A 16,823-nucleotide genomic window follows, 5' to 3' on the forward strand; every position below is an offset into this window, starting at 1 on the left:
CCAAAATGAAGACGAACAGATAATCTGCATTCAATGCGTTCACTGACTTATCCCCCTGTTGTCAGGCAGCCGCTGCCTGAACGAAGCGCGGGTGAACAATTTCGCCATGGCGGGTCAGCGTCACCGCTTCGATCAGCGCGTCATCGGTGGGCATCGCCAACCTTCTTTCCGACTTGTCCCAATAGGCTTCGATGAAATTGTAGCAGTTGCGAGCGAACAGGTTCGATGCGTCCACGGCGACCTGCGAAGGCCCGTCGACAAGCCCGATGATCTTGACCCCGTGACGCATCACCATTTCCCCGGCGATGGCCCCCTCCACATTCCCGCCGCTTTCGGCTGCCAGATCGACGACCACGCTGCCGGGCTTCATGCTCGCAATCTGCGCATCGCTGATCAGACGGGGGGCCGGCCTGCCGGGAATGAGTGCGGTCGTGATGACCATATCCTGTTGCGCGATGTGCCCGCTGACCAGCGCGGCCTGCCGCTGCCGATAGGCTTCGCTCATTTCTCCGGCGTAGCCGCCCACCGCCGCGGTAAGCTGGTCGCCATCCTGGATTTCTTCAAATATGGGTTTGGCGCCCAAAGACATGATCTGCTCGCGCGTTTCAGGGCGAACGTCGGTGGCGGAGACAACCGCGCCCAGCCGGCGGGCCGTGGCAATTGCCTGAAGACCTGCGACGCCCACGCCCATGACGAACGCCTTGGCAGCGGCGATCGAGCCTGCTGCCGTGGTCATCATCGGCAGGCAGCGATTAAGTTCGGTCGTGGCCCGTGCAACGGCATGATACCCGGCAAGATTTGCTTGGCTGGACAGTATATCCATGGCCTGAGCGCGCGTCGTACGCGGGAGCAGTTCGAGCGCCATCGCCTCCACCCCCAGTTCGGCATAGGCCGCTATCCGCGCCGGATCAGCGAAAGGCGCCAAGCCGCCTATCAGCTTCGTTCCCTTACGGACCCCCATAAGATCAGCTGGAACTGGCGGGCGTACCGTGACCAGAACATCAGCCTGCGCCAGCGCTTCCTTGCGATCCACGATCGAGGCACCCTGCGCAGCATAGGCTTCATCCAAAAAGCCTGCCGCAGAACCTGCGCCGCTCTCGACCACTGTCGATAGGCCAAGCTTTGTGTATCGCGCGACGATCGAGGGAGTGATGGCTGTGCGATGCTCACCAGCCACCTGGTTGGCCAGGACGGAAATCTTTACCATCGATCCTCTCTCTGCGTCAGTCAGATCGCAATGCTCACCGCAACTGATATTTGGCTAATGCGGAGGCAGTCGTCCTTTGGCCTCAGGGGCCGCATTTGATAATGCCTTTTATCTGACATCTGTCAATTAATAATAACATCACCCTCTTCAGAGCGGCAGTCGTAGGGCAGGCGCAATCGCAGGGTCGGCGCCTGCCCCCCAATCCTCAAAGCGAGATGCCGCCGTCCACGCAGGTGATCTGCCCCGTGACGTAGGACGCCTGCTCGGACGAAAGATAGAGCACCATGCTGGCAAGCTCCTCGCCCCGGCCAGGCCGATTGCCGAGACGAATGCGGCTGGTCATCCATTCCAGCGCTTCCGCACCCGCTTCGCCGCCGGTCATCGCGCGGCCTGGATCATCCAGCGCAGCTTCCGTCTTGTCGATCGCGCCCATGCCGAAGTTGAACCAGCCGAGGCGAACGACGTTCGCGCGCACGCCGTAGACCGCCTCTTCCGCCGCCAGATAGAGCGCCATGCTTTCCAGACCTGCCTTGGGCACTGCGGATTGGCCGTCACGATCGAAGCGGCGGGCGTTGCCAAAGCTGGTGCAAATGGTGATCACACCCTTGTGCGCACGCATCTGTTCCTTCGTGGCGCTGATCACGTTGAAGAAGCCGAATAGCTCTGTCTTGACGAGGAATTCCATGAAGCCCGGCTTCACGTCAGCCAATTGCAATGTATTGTCCCACATCGGACCGGACGCGTAGATCACCGTGTGGATATGCCCGAAGCGTTCCACTACTTCGCCGACGCATTTTTCCACGGCCTGCAAGTCGGTAATGTCCAGCTTGCTGGCCGCCGCTGTCACGCCTTCACCTGCCAGTTCATCCACGAGCGCATTCGCCTTGGTTTCGTTACTGTTATAGGTGAAAGCGATGCTGGCGCCAGTCTTCGCGAAAGCACGGACGATTGCCGAGCCAGCGCCGCCGGTTCCGCCGATGATGAACACGGCACCTTCACGACGTACCGTCAGATTGTAGCTCATTTCCTTCCTCTCCATAATATGGCTGCAATTGCCCGATCGCCGACATACGCATGTCAGCGCCCGGAGTGCTGAGAGCTTAACTGACGATTGTCGTTCATTTAGTCAATCACCAAAGCGTGAGCCGGAGCCCGGAATGGATATTCTCACCGCCCCATCCGGGCGGTCCACGCATTTATGAATTTGACGAATGTGGGCACATCCTTTACCAGACAAATGTCGGTTGCTTAAAAAGTAACGGCGGAGGAGCAGAGCATGAGCCGCTCCGGGTAGAGGGTGAATGACCATCAACAGGCCACCGAAAGCGCTGCATAGCCTTAGCCCTGCTGACTTCAGGGCAAGGAATGGTGCAGGTTTTCGCGCCTGCGACATGTTTCCGGGCCAGTTGAAGCCGACACGATCCAAAGCCATCGGCCATGATCAGATCACTCGCGCGACCACCCTCAACATCGAATCAATGAACTGACAAATGTCTTTGAAGGAAACGACGATATGAGTGATTTTATCTTCACACCCGCCCTCGCCATCACGCAGATCGCTTTCGTGGTGCCAGACGCTATCGAAGCCGCCCGCGCTCATTCCCGCCGCTATGGGTCAGGGCCGTTCTGGGCAGTCGAACATTATCCGCTTCACGTGCACCGCTATCGCGGCAAGGAAAGCGTCATAGATGTCACCTCCGTCTATGGTCAGTGGGGCAATATCACGGCCGAATTCGTGCAGCAGCATGACGACGAACCGTCCGCCTATCGCGATCTCGTGAAGAAGGGCGAGTCACGCATCCACCATTTCGCGATGTTTGTCGACGATCTCGACAAGCGGATCGCTCAATATGAGGCTGAGGGCTGCGAGGCTGCTCTTTATGGCGAAACCTTCCCCAATCGGCTGGGCCGCTACGCCATCATGGACACGTCAAAGCAACTTGGCGTGATGACCGAACTTTACGAGGAAGAAGGCACTCGCCCCTTCTACGACCATTTGAAGAAATCCGCCGAAGGCTTTGATGGGACGGATCCGATCCGCCGGATGCAGTTCACCGACATCTAAGCTGATGTGGAGCCGCCCCGGCATGTAAGGCGGGGCGGCTTTTCCATGCCCAAGGAGATTTAGGCAAGCCGCCGTCAGACCCGCATCCGTTGTGCCCGACAGCCTATGTGGCTCAGTCGGGCTGTAGTCATGGCTTGCTGTTAGGCGCTTCCAAAGATCCGCACGCGGCTATCATGCAATCAGCAGCGAAAAGGGAGGGTCGCTCATGCGCCCTCCCTTGCCTGTTGCCGCATTGTTTCAGACGCAAGCATGGGCTCCGCCCCGCGCTACGTTATCTCGTCAACTGCTCAAATGCGCCGTCGCGCGCGCAGCGATCTCGCCGAGTTCGGACAGGATTGGGTTACGACGGAGCGTAAGCCCGCCATTCACTTGAAGATTCTGGCCGGTCATGAAACATTCATCCGATGCAAGCCACACGACGGCAGCCGCAATGTCTTCGCGCGTCCCCAGGCGTCCAAGCGGATATTCTTTTGCGAATGCGTCGATCAGCTCTTTCACGCTGAAGCTGTCGCCCGCCATCGGCGTTTCAGTCAGGCCGGGTGAAATGGAGTTCGCCCGGATGCCGCGCGCGCCATATTCGTTAGCCACGGTGCGGATTACATGATCGATCCCGGCCTTCGTGCCCATATAGGCCGCATGATTTTCGAGCATGATGGTGGCGGTGGCGGAGGAAATTTGGATGATCGATCCACCCTGCCCCATCACCCGCAACATCGCCTGAATGAAGAAGAAGGGTCCCTTGAACTGGATGCCCATGATCTTGTCGAGATCGGTCTCGGTCGTTTCATGGGTTGGCTTCATCAAGCCCCAGCCAGTGGCATTGACGCCGATGTCCAGCTTGCCATAGGTCTTGACGGCGAAGTCTGCGGCGGCATCTACATCGGCCTTGCTGGTAATGTCCATCAATATGTAGTTGCCGCCGATCTGCTCCGCGATAGCACGCAGCGGCTCTTCGTGCCGGCCCGTCACGACGACCTTGCAGCCCTCCTGCGCCAAGCGTTCGGCGATTTTCTGACCCATATTGGCGGGTCCTGCCGCTCCGGCGACGAGCGCCACCTTTCCCTCAAGCCTCATCTGAACAACTCCTACATTTCAATTCTTGGTGGCAGCTTGCCCTTTTGGATCAGAAGCGAGCAGTCAGCGACACGCCCCACTGACGGCCAATCGACGGATTGGCGAAATCAATGAAAGTGCCTACCGCATCGCCGGACGTATACCCATCATATGTCGTGTTGTTGGTGACGTTCTTCACGAAGCCAGCCACTTCTATCGTCGTCGCGCCGGTGATGGGCAGCTCATAACGGATGCCAAGATCGATTTTCGTAACCGGCGGAATGGAACCACGGGGATCGTTCAGCACGTCGGTCTCGTAGCGACTGGTGTGGAAAATCGCCGCGTTTAACCCCACAGTGCCCGGCCCGGCGCCAAAGCTGTAGTCCGATATGGCGCCTGCCGTCCATTTCGGAACACGCCGCAGCTTGAGGCCGCTCAAGTCTCTCGTCCCTTGACCCAGGTCGCCCACGAAGTCCTTATATTTCGCGTCCAAATATCCAAGCGACCCCGTGATCGTCCAACCGCGCATCGGCGCCACGGCCAGCTCTGCTTCAAAGCCCTTATACTGCGCCTTGGCCACGTTCAGGGTCGTAGCGACGTTAGTCGTACCCACAACCTGGAGGACATTTTCCTGCTTGTCATCCAGCGTATTGTGGAAGGCCGAAAGATTGAGCCGAACACGCTTGTTGAAGAGTTCGGTCTTCAGGCCGACCTCATAAGCCTGCATCGTTTCCGGCTCATAAGCCTGAACAGCGGTAACAAGATTGCCGGGACGTCCATTGAAGCCGCCGGTGTTGTAGCCCTTGCTATACTGCGCATAGGCAAGGATATCGGGCGTGAACTTATATTGCAGATTGACCTTCGGCGTGAATTTCTTGAACTTCGCCCGGCCTGTGACCTGGCCGACCAAAGGACCGATCGCGTCATTGTCACGCGTCGGTGAAACGACCGGCGCCCAAAGGCTGTAATCCGTCGTCTTCCTGTCCCAAGTCTGACGCCCGCCGACGGTCAAGCGCAACTGATCGGTGATATCGTAATCAGCCTGGAAGAATAGCGCGAAGGTCTTGTTGGTCTGGAAAGTGCGATAACGATTCAAGGAGTTGAGGAACGCCACGCCGGGCGGCGTCGAGAATGTCGGCATACCGTTGGTGAGGATGACGTTCCCGTCCACATCCGTGTCCGGCAAGACTGCCGCATCCAGCGACGGGTTTTGCTTTTCGATGTACCGGTAGTTCATATAGAATGCGCCCGCCACGATGTTGAACGGGCCTGAGAAAGACGTCGCAAAGCGCGCTTCCTGCGAGAACTGCTTCGCGTCGACTGACGCCTTATCGCGGAACAGGGCGAAACGCGTCGCGTCAAAATCACTGGTCTGACGTTCGTGGAATTCCCGATATCCCGTGAGCGAAGTGAACTTCACTTCGTCGGTCAGGTCATAGGAGATTTCGCCAGTACCGGCAGTCAGGCGCAAAGAAGCGGGCAACTGAGTGGTTTCAACTTCATTCTTCCCCTTGTCGAAATCACTCAACGGGCGGCAGACGATTTGCGTCGCCGGGTTGAGGCAGGTAGAATTCATGCCCCCGAAATAGCCTGGGACGGAATAGGCGATCAGATCAGGAACAGGCGTGGCGACGTAAGGCGGAATGGCGCTGTCATTTTCCAACCGGTCGAACGATAGATAGATATTGAGCCGATCTGTCGGCGTTGCGACCGCGGCCAGCGTATATTGACGCACGTCGCGATCACCTTCGCGTCCGCCATCCACGATGTTACGGAACTGACCATTGTCCTTGCGCACGGATATGGCGGCCTTGACCGCAAGTATATCCCTGACGACTGGCGCCATGATATAGCCTTCATAATCATTCTGGCCAAAGCTGCCGATCGTGAAGCGCGCTTTTCCAGTCGTATCCGCGGAGGGGTCCGGACGCAGGCGAATGACATTGATGGAACCGCCTGTCGTATTCTTGCCGTTCAAAACGCCTTGCGGACCGCGCAGCACTTCCACCCGCTGCACATCGAAGGCATCTATCAAGGCGCCACGCTGAAAGGCGATGGGAATGCCGTCCAGGGTAATTCCGATGCCTGGTTCAACGCTGGGCAGGACGTCCTGAATGGAAATGCCACGCAAGCTGATCTGCGGAACGTCAACGGCTGCGCCCGAACGTGTGACGGTCATGCCCGGCACCAGGCCGCGCAGTCCCGTCAGGCCATCGACGCGGGCCTTTTGAAGCGTGTCATTGCTGAATGCCGAAACGGAGACAGGCACATTTTGCAGGGGTTCGGCGCGCTTTTGCGCCGTCACGATGATATCGGAGAGCCCGCCAGATTGCTGCTGCTGATTGGCAGCGGTGACATCCGGTGTTTGCTGCGGTTCTGCGGCCCATGCCGCCTGACCGCTTCCCATCGCAGCTGCCATCGCTATCGCCGACGAAAATGCCAAGCCTCGCATCATGTCCTCCCCATCCAACGCTGTTTCTTGATCACATGTGGCGGCGATCCTTGCCGGATACTCTTGTCGCTACACAAGTGTGCTAGCTAACTGCTTTTGAGCGGAGGGTCAACAGGTAAGCGGCCGCAACGAGCCGTAGCCGCGTTTTTATGTGACAGGTGACGGTTACTTTTCGGTTTCAGAGCCGAGAATAATGGGAGACGCGATATTTTTGCCGGAGCCTGCGCGCGCTTCGGCGACTCGCCTGTCCGTCTTCGATGCATCACGTCGGCGCTTGTATATCGGACGGTCGTCATTTATCGTCGCGTCGTGCGGTGGCAGAATATCGCGGCCAAGATCGTAAGGAGTGGAAACCAGATGAGCGTTTATCTTCAGGCAACGTTGGAACTCGATTATGAAACGCTTCCAATCTTCTTGAATATAGTTCCCGAGATGAAGCGTATTGCCGAAGGCGCCGGATGGGAGATGATTGCCGGGCTAGTTACCAAGATCGGTCGGGCCAATACTGTGATCCATCTTTGGAAATTGCCGGACATGAACGCATTCGATGCCGGAATACAAGCGATGGCGAGCGCTCCTGAAGGTGGCAAAATATATCAGGAAATCTGCCGCAGCGGCGCGAAGGAGACGTTGATCTTCGCCGATGCGGCCTCCTATTCCCCAGCACATTGAGCAGAAATGAAAGGCGGGAGGCTCAACGCTTTCCGCCTTTATCGCGATTCTGCGCCCCGGCAGCGATAAAGCATAGCTGCTGCTTACAGCTGATCCAGTTCCGCCATTATATCTTGCGGCAGGACTGTCATGCAGGCTTGCGCATTGGCATGAACCTGTTCGGGCTTCGTCGCGCCGGCGATTACCGATGAAACGAAGGGCTTGGCAGCGAGCCAGCCGAGCGCCAGCTTCGTCATGGGGACGTTTGATTTGCGAGAGATTTCTGCGAGGCGACTAACCTTCTCGAACCTTTCGGGCGTCAGGAACTTGTCGAAGAAGGGTATCTTCTTGAGCGTTTCCAGACGACCCGAACTCTCGTCACCGCCGAGATATTTGCCAGTCAGAAGCCCGTTGGCGAGGGGGAAGTAAGGTAAAAACCCGACTCCATGGTCGATCATCAAGGGCGCGAGCTCCTGTTCAATGTCACGCGCCAGCAAACTATATTCCGATTGGCAGGAAATAAACGCTGCACGATGCCTGGTGCCGGCAGCTTCCAGTGCTTCAGCCAGTTGCGCGGCGCTGTGGTTCGCGCAGCCGACATAGCGCACCTTTCCCTCCTGAATGAGCTGATCGAATGCGCCCAGCGTTTCCCCGATCGGAACAGCCGGATCGGGATAATGCAGCTGGTAGAGATCGACATAATCGGTGCCCAGGTTGGCTAGGCTCTCTTCCAATGCCTGTCGCACATAGGCAGGAGCGGCGCCCTGCTTATCGTCGCCGTCGCCAACCTTGTCGCCCACCTTGGTGGCGATGATCACGGAATCCCGGCGGCCCTTGAATGCTTCGCCCAGGATGCGTTCCGATTCTCCCGGCGGGAAGCCGTAGTTGTTCGCCGTGTCGAAGAAATTGATTCCGGCGTTGAGCGCAGCAGAGATCACTTCGAGGGATTTTTCCTTGTCCAGGAACCAGCCGAAATTGTTGCAGCCAAGACCGGCAACAGAGACCTTCAAGTCGGATTTCCCGAGATTGCGCTTTTCCATGTCGAGAATATCCCCTTTCAAGGTTGGCCGTATATGTACCGGATGGGATCTGAGCCGTCCCACCCTTCGGCGGCATCCCTCACCATTTTGTAAAAGTCGCTGACAACAGCTTCTTCATAAAATTCGGTCAGCATGCCGAACTCGTTGCGGGTGTCCATCATCGCATAAGGGCTGGGCTTGGAGTCTCCGAGCGGTGACACGACGGAATAGAGGATGTTATCAAAGCCCTTACTTTCATAATCCTTGATCGCCCCGTGGATGTCATCGACGAACACCGTCATATGGTGCACGCCGGGCCCACCCGTCGGATAAAGTTCCCGATAGGCCGACGGTGTGTCACAATGCTGCTCCACCAATTCGACCATCACGTCGCCCCATTGGCCGACGACACCTGTCGTATCGAGATCGATCTCCTTGCCCCGATAGGTTTGCAGGTCATGGGGAAGATGCGCGAGCACAAAGAAGGGGCCGGACCCGAAGCGGGCCATATGCCGGTGCGCCCATTCGATCGCGTCCGGTACAACGAATGCGATCTGCCGCACCTTCTTGAGTTGGCCTGAAACAGGGTCCAGGAACATCGAGCCTCTCCTTATTTTCAAATCGGCAATCGTTGGTTCACCACTGGAGGGGCGACGCACGCTGCGTTTCGCCAGCTACCCACGAAATCCGTCACACCATAGGCGCTGCGGGCGCGGGCGCCCGCAGACCATTCGTCATTCGGCGGCAATAGACATTTCATTTTCGGCGATAAGTTGATCGATGCGATCGTGATAGTGGGCGATCCGCTTTTCCTGCCCGGCCAATTCGGCGCCGTTCCATCCGCGCGAATGCATGCCGCGCTGTTGCGCCTCCATGATGCCCGCATCACCATCTAGTGTGATGCCAAGGCTCCCCTCGCCGAAGTTACGCCATTCGCGTTCTACAGGCGCGCGCGCGGTGTCGGCCACGCCACCCGCCGACGTCAGCATCTTGGTGAAGAAATCCTCCGTGCCCGTCGCATAGAACCACGTGTCGAAGGTGCATTTTTCCGGGTCCGTCGGGTGCGGCCAGGCGCGCAGGAACAGCATACCGTCCGAAAAACAGGTCAGCGTCAGATTGGGGAAGATCGAATAAAGGAAGGTGTCGGTCAGTTGCGCATCTTCCATCCGGTCGTAATGGCTATGGCCGCGCTCGACGCCCAGTTTGCGCTTCTGCGCGATGATCGCCTCACGGATCGCCAGCGGCTTGTCTCTGAAATCCTCTGGATTCAACTCCCAGGTCTTGAGGTCCTGAATCAGATAGTCGTCGATCGCCAGCTTGCCGTCCGGCAGATAGCGCGAGGGCTGGCTGCCCGGCGTTACAAGGCGCGCATGACCGTTCTTCAACGTTTCGATGATCGCGGTCACATAATAGGGTTCGTTCACATACAGCCCTTCAGGATGAGCCGTCGGGATGTGGTATGTTTCGCGGAAATTGTCTGAAATGATCTTCCAGTTACAGGGCATCCGCACAGAAATGGCCTGTGTGCAGTGCATCAGTTCGAAGGGATAGCGCGCTAAGGGCTCGTACAGTTCACCCAGATACTCTTTGAGAGGCATTGGGTTGGCATCCATGTTTACCCAGACGAAGCTGGCAAAGGTCTCGCTGTTCAGTTCAGCGAGCCGCTTGCGCCCGCACGGCGATCCGGCGCTGAAATCCTCGGGGTCTTGCGCGCTCAGGCACTCGCCTTCCAGCGACCATTTCCAGCTGTGATAAGCGCAGGTGAAGGACGGCATCGACCCTTCCGCCACCGACACCAGCTTGTTCCCACGATGCTGGCAGACATTGTAGAAGGCTTTGATGCCGCCGTCTTCCTGGCGCACCACCAGGATCGACTCCGCGCCGACCTCTTCCACCAGGAAATCGCCCGGCTCGGGGATCTGATCTTCACGGCAAACCACGAGCCAGCTCTTGGTCCAGACCGCATCCCATTCCCGCGCCGCGAAATCGCGATCGAAATAGCGCCAACCCTGAAGCTTTGAAGAACGCCCGGCTCCCGCCTCGGCGACCAGATTTTCCGTCATATCCATCTCCTGTCGATTCAATCCAGGCGCATCCCGGCGCGCTGATCCTGTTTCCAATCGTCCAGTCATATCTGGCGACCCGCATCGCACTCTTATGGCGATGGGCGGCCCGATCCCAGACGATCATGCATAACGGACAATTGTCCGTCAATAGTAGAGTAATTGTATCGGCCGGGGCCTACGTCCCGCTGACGCAGGCCCCTCCTTCAACTTGCTGACGGCTTGTCCACCGCCTGGGCAATCTTCATCGCCAGATCTTCAGCAACCGGTTTCAGCATCGGACCCAGCAACAGGTTTAGGACTGGACCGGTGGCGCCGCCCGCCTGGACGTTCAGCCTGAAGGTGATCTGTGTATTCGAACTGCCCGCCTCCGCCACCGGCTTCACCGTCTGCACGTCGGCACTGTTCGTCACACGCCGCAGCAACCAGCGGGATAGTCGCTCCCACAAAAGGCTCAGCCAGCCGCTCGATGGAGGCGTCGCAGAGCCGGTGGAAGCTGGCGCGGCATCGGGCACGCCGCCGCCGAGGTCGGTCGCGAGAAATTCACCCGAACCTGTGACAGGCTCCTGCAAGCCCTCCATGACGAAAGTAACCCGGCTAGGCTCGTTCCATTCCGTGACCTGTACCTTGAATTCCGCGCTGCGGGTCAAACCGCCCAGCTCGCCCTTCACCACCCAGATGGACTCGTCGCGGTTGATCTTCTCATGCCGCTGATAGCCTGTCAGAAATGGCGCCCAATTGTCCATGTCCTCCACGAAATTCCAGACCTGAGGCAGGGAGGCGGCGACCGTTGTAGTATGTTCGACTTCAGGCAATCTCGCCTCCTCTTCAGAATCTGTTGACGCTGGACGCTGCCTCGCGCCCCGCGATGTGGCCGAAGACGAGGCCCGGTCCGATCGTCGCCCCGGCGCCTGGATAGGCCATGCCGGTGAACCCTCCGGAAACATTGCCCGCTGCATATAGGCCGGGAATCCGACCGCCCCTGACATTCACAACCTCGGATCTGGCGTTGATCTTCGGCCCCCCCTTGGTGCCGAGGACCCCGGAATAGACACGGCAGGCGTAGAAAGGAGCCTGATCGACCGGGCCCAATGACTGGAGCGCCCCTTCGCGGGACGGGTCGCCATAATGACGATCATATTTGCTCTGCCCCCGGTGGAAATCGGGGTCCTCCCCACGCGCCACATTCGCGTTGAAACGCGTGACCGTGTCTTCAAGGCCATCAGGATCGACGCCGATTTTCTCCGCCAATTGGCGCAGCGATGGTGCGGATTCAAGCCACGCGGGAATGGGATCCCCGGGATAGCGCGTGCCGAAGGGATATTTGTCGAGGAAGCTCCCATCGAGGATGATCCAGGCGGGGAGGTTTGGATAATCGAACGCCACGGGATCGAAATTGCGGAAGGCGCGGCCCACATCGTTATAATTATGGGCTTCATTGACGAAGCGCTTTCCCGCGCGGTTAACCATGATCGAACCGGGGGAAGCCCTTTCGCCGACAACCATGCGGTTGAGCTGCTGCCCTTCATATTCATCCCCGGGAATGCGGATCATCGGCATCCACCAGGCTTCATGGGTGTTGGCCATGCTCGCCTGGGCTTCCGCTGCCATGATAAGGCCGTCGCCTTCGTTGTAAGGCGGGCTGAGCGGACCTTCGATAGAACCGGCCATGAGATCGGTCGCCATGTCCTTGTTCCACTCAAAGCCACCACTCGCGAGGATGACGGCACGGCGCGCGCCGATCCTGACCATGCGGCCATCCTGCTCGACCTCGATCCCCACGATCGCGCCATCCTCGATCACGAGGCGGCGGCCACGCGCGTTCCGGCGAAACTCGACACCCTTGTCTACTGCGCCCTTGATGAGCCCAGCCATCAGCGCCATGCCGGTCCCTACCATGCCCTTGGCAAGCCGGTCGCCGATCACCTCCGGATCCAGCATATTGGTTCCGTCATCGATATCAGTCATCGCGACGGGCAGCGGGAAACAAGGCGCCGAACGTAGGTGAGCGCGCAGTTCCCCCAATTCTCCCGCAGGGAACAGGCCGGGACTTACGGAGCGGCCGAAGGTGCCGCCGGGATGTTCAGGGTGATAGTCTGGAGTCTTCAGAGCCCGGAACGCCAGCTGCGTCTCCTCCTCAAGGAAACGCAGCACACCCGGCGCTTCATCGACATAGGCTTCGGCGAGTTCGACGTCCATTTTGCCGAGCGAAAGGCTGCGCAGATAGGTAAGAGCCTGCTCGCGCGAATCTGTGGTCCCCACTTCATGCATATGGTGATTGTTGGGAATCCACGGCACCCCGCCCGACACGGCGCTCGTCCCACCCAGTTTGTCGCTGCGCTCCAGCACCAGGGTCTGACAGCCGCGATGCTGCGCAGCGATCGCCGCCGACACGCCCGCCGCGCCGGAACCCATGACCACCACGTCGAAAACCTCATCCCATGCAGCCATTATAGCTCTCCAGTCGTTCGCGGTCCGCGCCGCGTCCTTTGTCGTTCATATGTGTTACGCATGGCTGCGTTCCCGGATCAGGTCCGCGGCCTTTTCGCCGATCATTATGGCGGGCATGTTCGTGTTTCCGCCCACCAGCGTCGGCATCACCGACGTGTCGGCAACCCTGAGGCCGCCAATGCCCCTGACACGCAGACGAGCATCAACGACGCTGTCATCGTCCGATCCCATCTTGCAGGTGCCGGCGGTGTGGTAATCCGCGTTCGCATTGGCGCGGATGAAGGCATCGATCTCATTGTCAGTCTGCACCGACGGGCCAGGTGACAGTTCATCGCCACGATAGGGATCGAAAGCGGCCTGGCCGAAAATCCGGCGGCACATTTTGATGCCGTTGCGGAAATCGACCATGTCGCGAGCGTCGCTCAGGTAACGGTGATCCACAACCGGAGCCGCCTGCGGGTCGGGTGACGCGAGCGTTACCTGCCCGCGACTGTGGGGCCGAACCACACAGACATGCGCCATGAAGCCATGCCGGGGCATCAGGCCGGTCAATTCGTCGTTCATCAGGGCGAGCACAAGCGAGAGCTTTATGTCCGGTTCAGTGACGTTGGGCTGCGACCGAATATAGGCAACCGCCTCCATACCCGTGCTGGCGAGCGGCCCCTTGCGCAGAACCAGATATTGGCCAAGTGCTAGCGCGCCTTTGAGCGGGCTGACATATTGATAATGGGACACAGACTGCGTGACCGCCTGCTTCACATAAAGGGAAAGATGGTCCTGAAGGTTCTGACCCACGCCTGGCAGATTGGACACTGGGTTTATGCCAAGCTGCGACAATGTCGAAGCGTCACCGATGCCAGACAGCATCAGGAGCTGGGGCGAATTGATGCCGCCGCCGCAGAGGATCACCTCACCATCTGCCCGAAGATCCAAATCTTGACCTTTTTCCCGGACGCGGACACCCACGGCGCGGCCGTTCTCGACCAGTATTTTGAGCACATGCGCGCCCAACCGCACGTCCAGGTTTGAGCGCGACCGGAACGGCTTTATGTAGGCCGTCGCCGCGCTCCACCGACGTCCTGCGCTGACGAACATATCGACGGGACCCGCACCCTCGCGAGCCGCCCCGTTCGTGTCGTCATTATAGGGATAGCCGGCCTGTTCGCAGGCTTGCAGAAACGCCTTGGCGAGCGGGTTGTGAACACCCGGACGGCTGATCCTGACCGGCCCGGAATGACCGTGCAACAGAGCGTCTCCGCCGGGTTCGTAATTTTCAGCCCGCTTGAAATAGGGCAGCACATCCGCATAGGACCAACCGCTGTTGCCCAGTGCAGCCCACCGGTCATAATCACTCGGCGTGCCGCGATCGTAGATCATTCCGTTGATGGAGCTGCCCCCGCCGAGAACCTTGCCCCGAGGCAAGAACAATATACGGTCGTTCAATTCCGTCTGGGGCGCACTTGTATAATTCCAGCTATGCTTTCCCGACATCAGGAGCGGCATCAGCCCGCCGGGAGCGTGGATGAAGGGGTCACGGTCAGCACCACCCGCCTCCAGCAGGATGACCTTGCGCCGACTGTCTTCCGACAGGCGGTGGGCAAGCGCGCAGCCTGCCGCCCCAGCGCCCACAATAATATAATCCGCGTTCAATGCCCACACTCCACCATCAAGGCCCGACCGTCGGGAACGGGATTCCCAATGCAATGGCTCACCGGCGCGCGTTGGCCTGAACGCAAAAGACCCTGCAACAATCCTACTCCCGCTAGGCGCGTAGTCCGCACCTGTTATCTATCGGTACCCTTCGGCATCCTGCACCTGTTTATGCGACTGCTGTCACGTGGCGCAATGGCTGCCTTCGCAAATATCTCAACCCACCTCCGCTGGCACCGCAACCTCGACTTGGCCATCCACGACACGTGTTTGGAACGTTCGCAGCGGCTTGTCCGTAAGCTGCCCCTTGGGATTGCCGGTTCGCAGATCGAACGGCATGCCGTGTTCAGGACATAGCACCATGCAGCGTCTGATGCGCCCACTGGCCAGAGAAAAGGCACGATGCGTGCATTCATTCTGCACGCAAAAAAACTCTCCATCCGCATTACACAGCAGAAGGTCCAAGCCGTTCACGCTGATCGGCTTGCTGCTGTTGTTCGGCAGGTCGGCCGCCGCCGCGACCGGAAGGAAATCGGCGTTCATGCTATGATCAAGCCTCCATCAACCACCAATTTTGGCATGAGCCATATGACGCCGTTAAGATGATAGGAACAGCCATATGAGCGACATCCTTCGGCCGACATAGCAGATCTGATGCCGTAAGCACGACGACGGCGAGATCGTCCGCAGCTATGGCCTACCCTTGGCGCTTGTGCCACCGCACCTCTCCTCACAGCTTGTTTCCGTGCGGCCGGAATCCAGCTCACATTGTTCAAAGACAGACAAATGTCACATACCATCATCTATCGCCGCAGCCATGGCCTGTAAAGCGATATCGTGCGCTAGGATACTATTTTTGCCACGTGACAATTGGCAGGTTTGGTGAGACTGCGCTTACTTGAAACTTCACCCCTCTATGCTATGGTTGAGCGATGACAAAACAGGGACTGGCGCCGCGTAAAGCCAAAGCGGAAAAAAATGCGACGAAGATCAAACCGCATAGTTTGAGAACGGATTCGGAGCCAAACACCCTTCAAACCCTTCAAAGTGAATTACTTTCCGAACGGGAGAAGCTGGGGCAGCGCGCGCCCGGCAGAGCCCGTGTCGACCGGATCATTGAGGCAACGATAGAGTTGCTCAAAGAGCATAAGCCGGCTGACATTTCCATTGCGATGATCGCCGACCACGGCGGTATCACCCGCACATCAATCTACTCCCACTTCGCCAGCGTTGATGAGATATTGGGCCAGATTGCAATTCGGTTCGTCCAGCAGACGGGCGTTGAAGTGGAGCGCTATGTGCGGCGACGCAAGCCGCAGAGCCTGGAACAACTGGTCACGTTGATGATCAAGGGCATCCAGAACTATTTCAACCAGCCCAATCCAGCGAAGCCGGGCGCACTGGCGCGTCACATTCCATTTGAATCGCGTCATCTGGTGCGTGACTTCGACAAGGTTGCAGCTCTGCCCTACCACACTTTGTGGCACACGGGATGGTCGATCGAACCACTGTCGGAAGAAGACCCGTTTCGGACACTGGTGATCATCCAGTCGGCAATTTTCGAAGCCAGTATACAGCAGCATGGTAAGATTACGGATTTAGCGGTTAAGCAGGCGACAGAAGTCGCGCTGGATTTCCTGGCGCGGGCCGAGGCGCGTTACGGCGCAGCGCCGGAAGAAGCCACGGCCACGGAAAGCAGGCAGGAAGACAGGATAATGGCGGCCGCGAGAACCCTCGCCGCACATGACGACCTCGCTCTGCTCGAAATGGCAACGGCTCAGATCGAATTGCTGGCGTCTACGGTGACAAAATTGTCAGCGAAGCCCGCGCCAAAGCGCCGCAAGAAAGTTTGACCGGAACGGCATCGACACAGCGCAAGCGCCGTTTCTCTGGTTGACCGCAGTCGGCGAAGCTACTCAACGGGCGAGAATGGCACTGGGAATGGCTGTCGCTGACGAGTCGTCTGCCACCCACGTCAACCCACCATTTAGAGCGGAATCCGTCCGGGAGCCGCACTGAACCAGCGATCATATGCCGACGCAACAGGCGAGGACTCTAAGCTCGCGCGCCCATTGTCCTAGTTTTCTGATGCCCGAAAGGTGCCAATTCGGTCCGGCGATTGCTAGCTTGGCCCTGTGGCCTATTATCGAACTTTCCATAATCACCGGATTGCGTTCTCATGCATCTGTGGCAGTCCAAGGGTGAGCCACCG

The 16,823-nt window shown here is 58.5% G+C and carries 15 protein-coding genes; 4 read left to right on the forward strand and 11 right to left on the reverse strand.

Annotation, left to right across the window (positions count from 1 at the left end):
• Positions 1-61: 61 nt before the first annotated feature.
• A complete protein-coding gene (locus SPHS8_RS17345; RefSeq protein ID WP_201516583.1) occupies positions 62-1,207 on the reverse strand; it encodes an NAD(P) transhydrogenase subunit alpha in 1,146 nt (381 codons plus the stop codon).
• A 205-nt stretch (positions 1,208-1,412) separates the two neighbouring features.
• Positions 1,413-2,231: an SDR family NAD(P)-dependent oxidoreductase gene (locus SPHS8_RS17350; protein ID WP_201516584.1), complete on the reverse strand. Its 819-nt coding sequence runs from the start codon at positions 2,229-2,231 to the stop codon at positions 1,413-1,415.
• 277 nt (positions 2,232-2,508) lie between these two features.
• Between SPHS8_RS17350 and SPHS8_RS17355 the strand changes: the two genes are divergently transcribed.
• Both SPHS8_RS17355 and SPHS8_RS17360 read left to right on the forward strand, forming a co-directional pair.
• Positions 2,509-2,694 (forward strand): hypothetical protein, encoded by a 186-nt coding sequence (locus tag SPHS8_RS17355; RefSeq protein WP_201516585.1) that lies wholly within the window; start codon positions 2,509-2,511, stop codon positions 2,692-2,694.
• A 26-nt stretch (positions 2,695-2,720) separates the two neighbouring features.
• Entirely contained in the window at positions 2,721-3,272 is a 552-nt protein-coding gene (locus SPHS8_RS17360; protein ID WP_201516586.1) for a VOC family protein, read from the forward strand.
• A 279-nt stretch (positions 3,273-3,551) separates the two neighbouring features.
• On the opposite strand, the gene SPHS8_RS17365 is transcribed toward SPHS8_RS17360, so the two are convergent.
• Both SPHS8_RS17365 and SPHS8_RS17370 read right to left on the reverse strand, forming a co-directional pair.
• Positions 3,552-4,346 (reverse strand): SDR family oxidoreductase, encoded by a 795-nt coding sequence (locus tag SPHS8_RS17365; protein WP_201516587.1) that lies wholly within the window; start codon positions 4,344-4,346, stop codon positions 3,552-3,554.
• 49 nt (positions 4,347-4,395) lie between these two features.
• Positions 4,396-6,744, reverse strand: coding sequence for a TonB-dependent receptor (locus tag SPHS8_RS17370; RefSeq protein ID WP_201531128.1), 2,349 nt, complete (start codon positions 6,742-6,744; stop codon positions 4,396-4,398).
• 390 nt (positions 6,745-7,134) lie between these two features.
• Between SPHS8_RS17370 and SPHS8_RS17375 the strand changes: the two genes are divergently transcribed.
• Positions 7,135-7,449 carry an NIPSNAP family protein gene (locus tag SPHS8_RS17375; protein ID WP_201516589.1) on the forward strand — a complete coding sequence of 105 codons (315 nt, stop codon included), beginning with the start codon at positions 7,135-7,137 and terminating at the stop codon, positions 7,447-7,449.
• Between the two features lie 83 nt (positions 7,450-7,532).
• Here SPHS8_RS17375 and SPHS8_RS17380 read toward each other — a convergent pair whose 3' ends face one another.
• The 7 genes from SPHS8_RS17380 to SPHS8_RS17410 all read right to left on the reverse strand — a co-directional run bounded on the left by SPHS8_RS17380 (position 7,533) and on the right by SPHS8_RS17410 (position 15,154).
• The gene (locus SPHS8_RS17380) at positions 7,533-8,468 is read right to left on the reverse strand and encodes an aldo/keto reductase (protein WP_201516590.1); all 936 of its coding nucleotides are present in this window, start codon (positions 8,466-8,468) and stop codon (positions 7,533-7,535) included.
• 17 nt (positions 8,469-8,485) lie between these two features.
• Entirely contained in the window at positions 8,486-9,046 is a 561-nt protein-coding gene (locus tag SPHS8_RS17385) for a VOC family protein (RefSeq protein ID WP_201516591.1), read from the reverse strand.
• Between the two features lie 135 nt (positions 9,047-9,181).
• Positions 9,182-10,510: an aromatic ring-hydroxylating oxygenase subunit alpha gene (locus SPHS8_RS17390; protein WP_201516592.1), complete on the reverse strand. Its 1,329-nt coding sequence runs from the start codon at positions 10,508-10,510 to the stop codon at positions 9,182-9,184.
• A 206-nt stretch (positions 10,511-10,716) separates the two neighbouring features.
• Positions 10,717-11,325, reverse strand: a complete 609-nt coding sequence (locus SPHS8_RS17395; RefSeq protein ID WP_201516593.1) for a CoxG family protein — start codon at positions 11,323-11,325, stop codon at positions 10,717-10,719.
• A gap of 13 nt (positions 11,326-11,338) precedes the next feature.
• Positions 11,339-12,961, reverse strand: coding sequence for an FAD-dependent oxidoreductase (locus SPHS8_RS17400; protein WP_201516594.1), 1,623 nt, complete (start codon positions 12,959-12,961; stop codon positions 11,339-11,341).
• A gap of 54 nt (positions 12,962-13,015) precedes the next feature.
• Positions 13,016-14,620 (reverse strand): GMC family oxidoreductase, encoded by a 1,605-nt coding sequence (locus SPHS8_RS17405; protein ID WP_380799898.1) that lies wholly within the window; start codon positions 14,618-14,620, stop codon positions 13,016-13,018.
• 207 nt (positions 14,621-14,827) lie between these two features.
• Positions 14,828-15,154, reverse strand: coding sequence for a Rieske (2Fe-2S) protein (locus SPHS8_RS17410; protein WP_201516596.1), 327 nt, complete (start codon positions 15,152-15,154; stop codon positions 14,828-14,830).
• Positions 15,155-15,543: 389 nt separating this feature from the next.
• On the opposite strand from SPHS8_RS17410, the gene SPHS8_RS17415 reads away from it, so the two are divergent.
• A complete protein-coding gene (locus SPHS8_RS17415) occupies positions 15,544-16,464 on the forward strand; it encodes a TetR/AcrR family transcriptional regulator (RefSeq protein WP_201516597.1) in 921 nt (306 codons plus the stop codon).
• The last annotated feature ends 359 nt before the right edge of the window (positions 16,465-16,823 follow it).

This window comes from Sphingobium sp. S6, assembly GCF_905120495.1.
Taxonomy (GTDB): Bacteria; Pseudomonadota; Alphaproteobacteria; order Sphingomonadales; family Sphingomonadaceae; genus Sphingobium; species Sphingobium agri.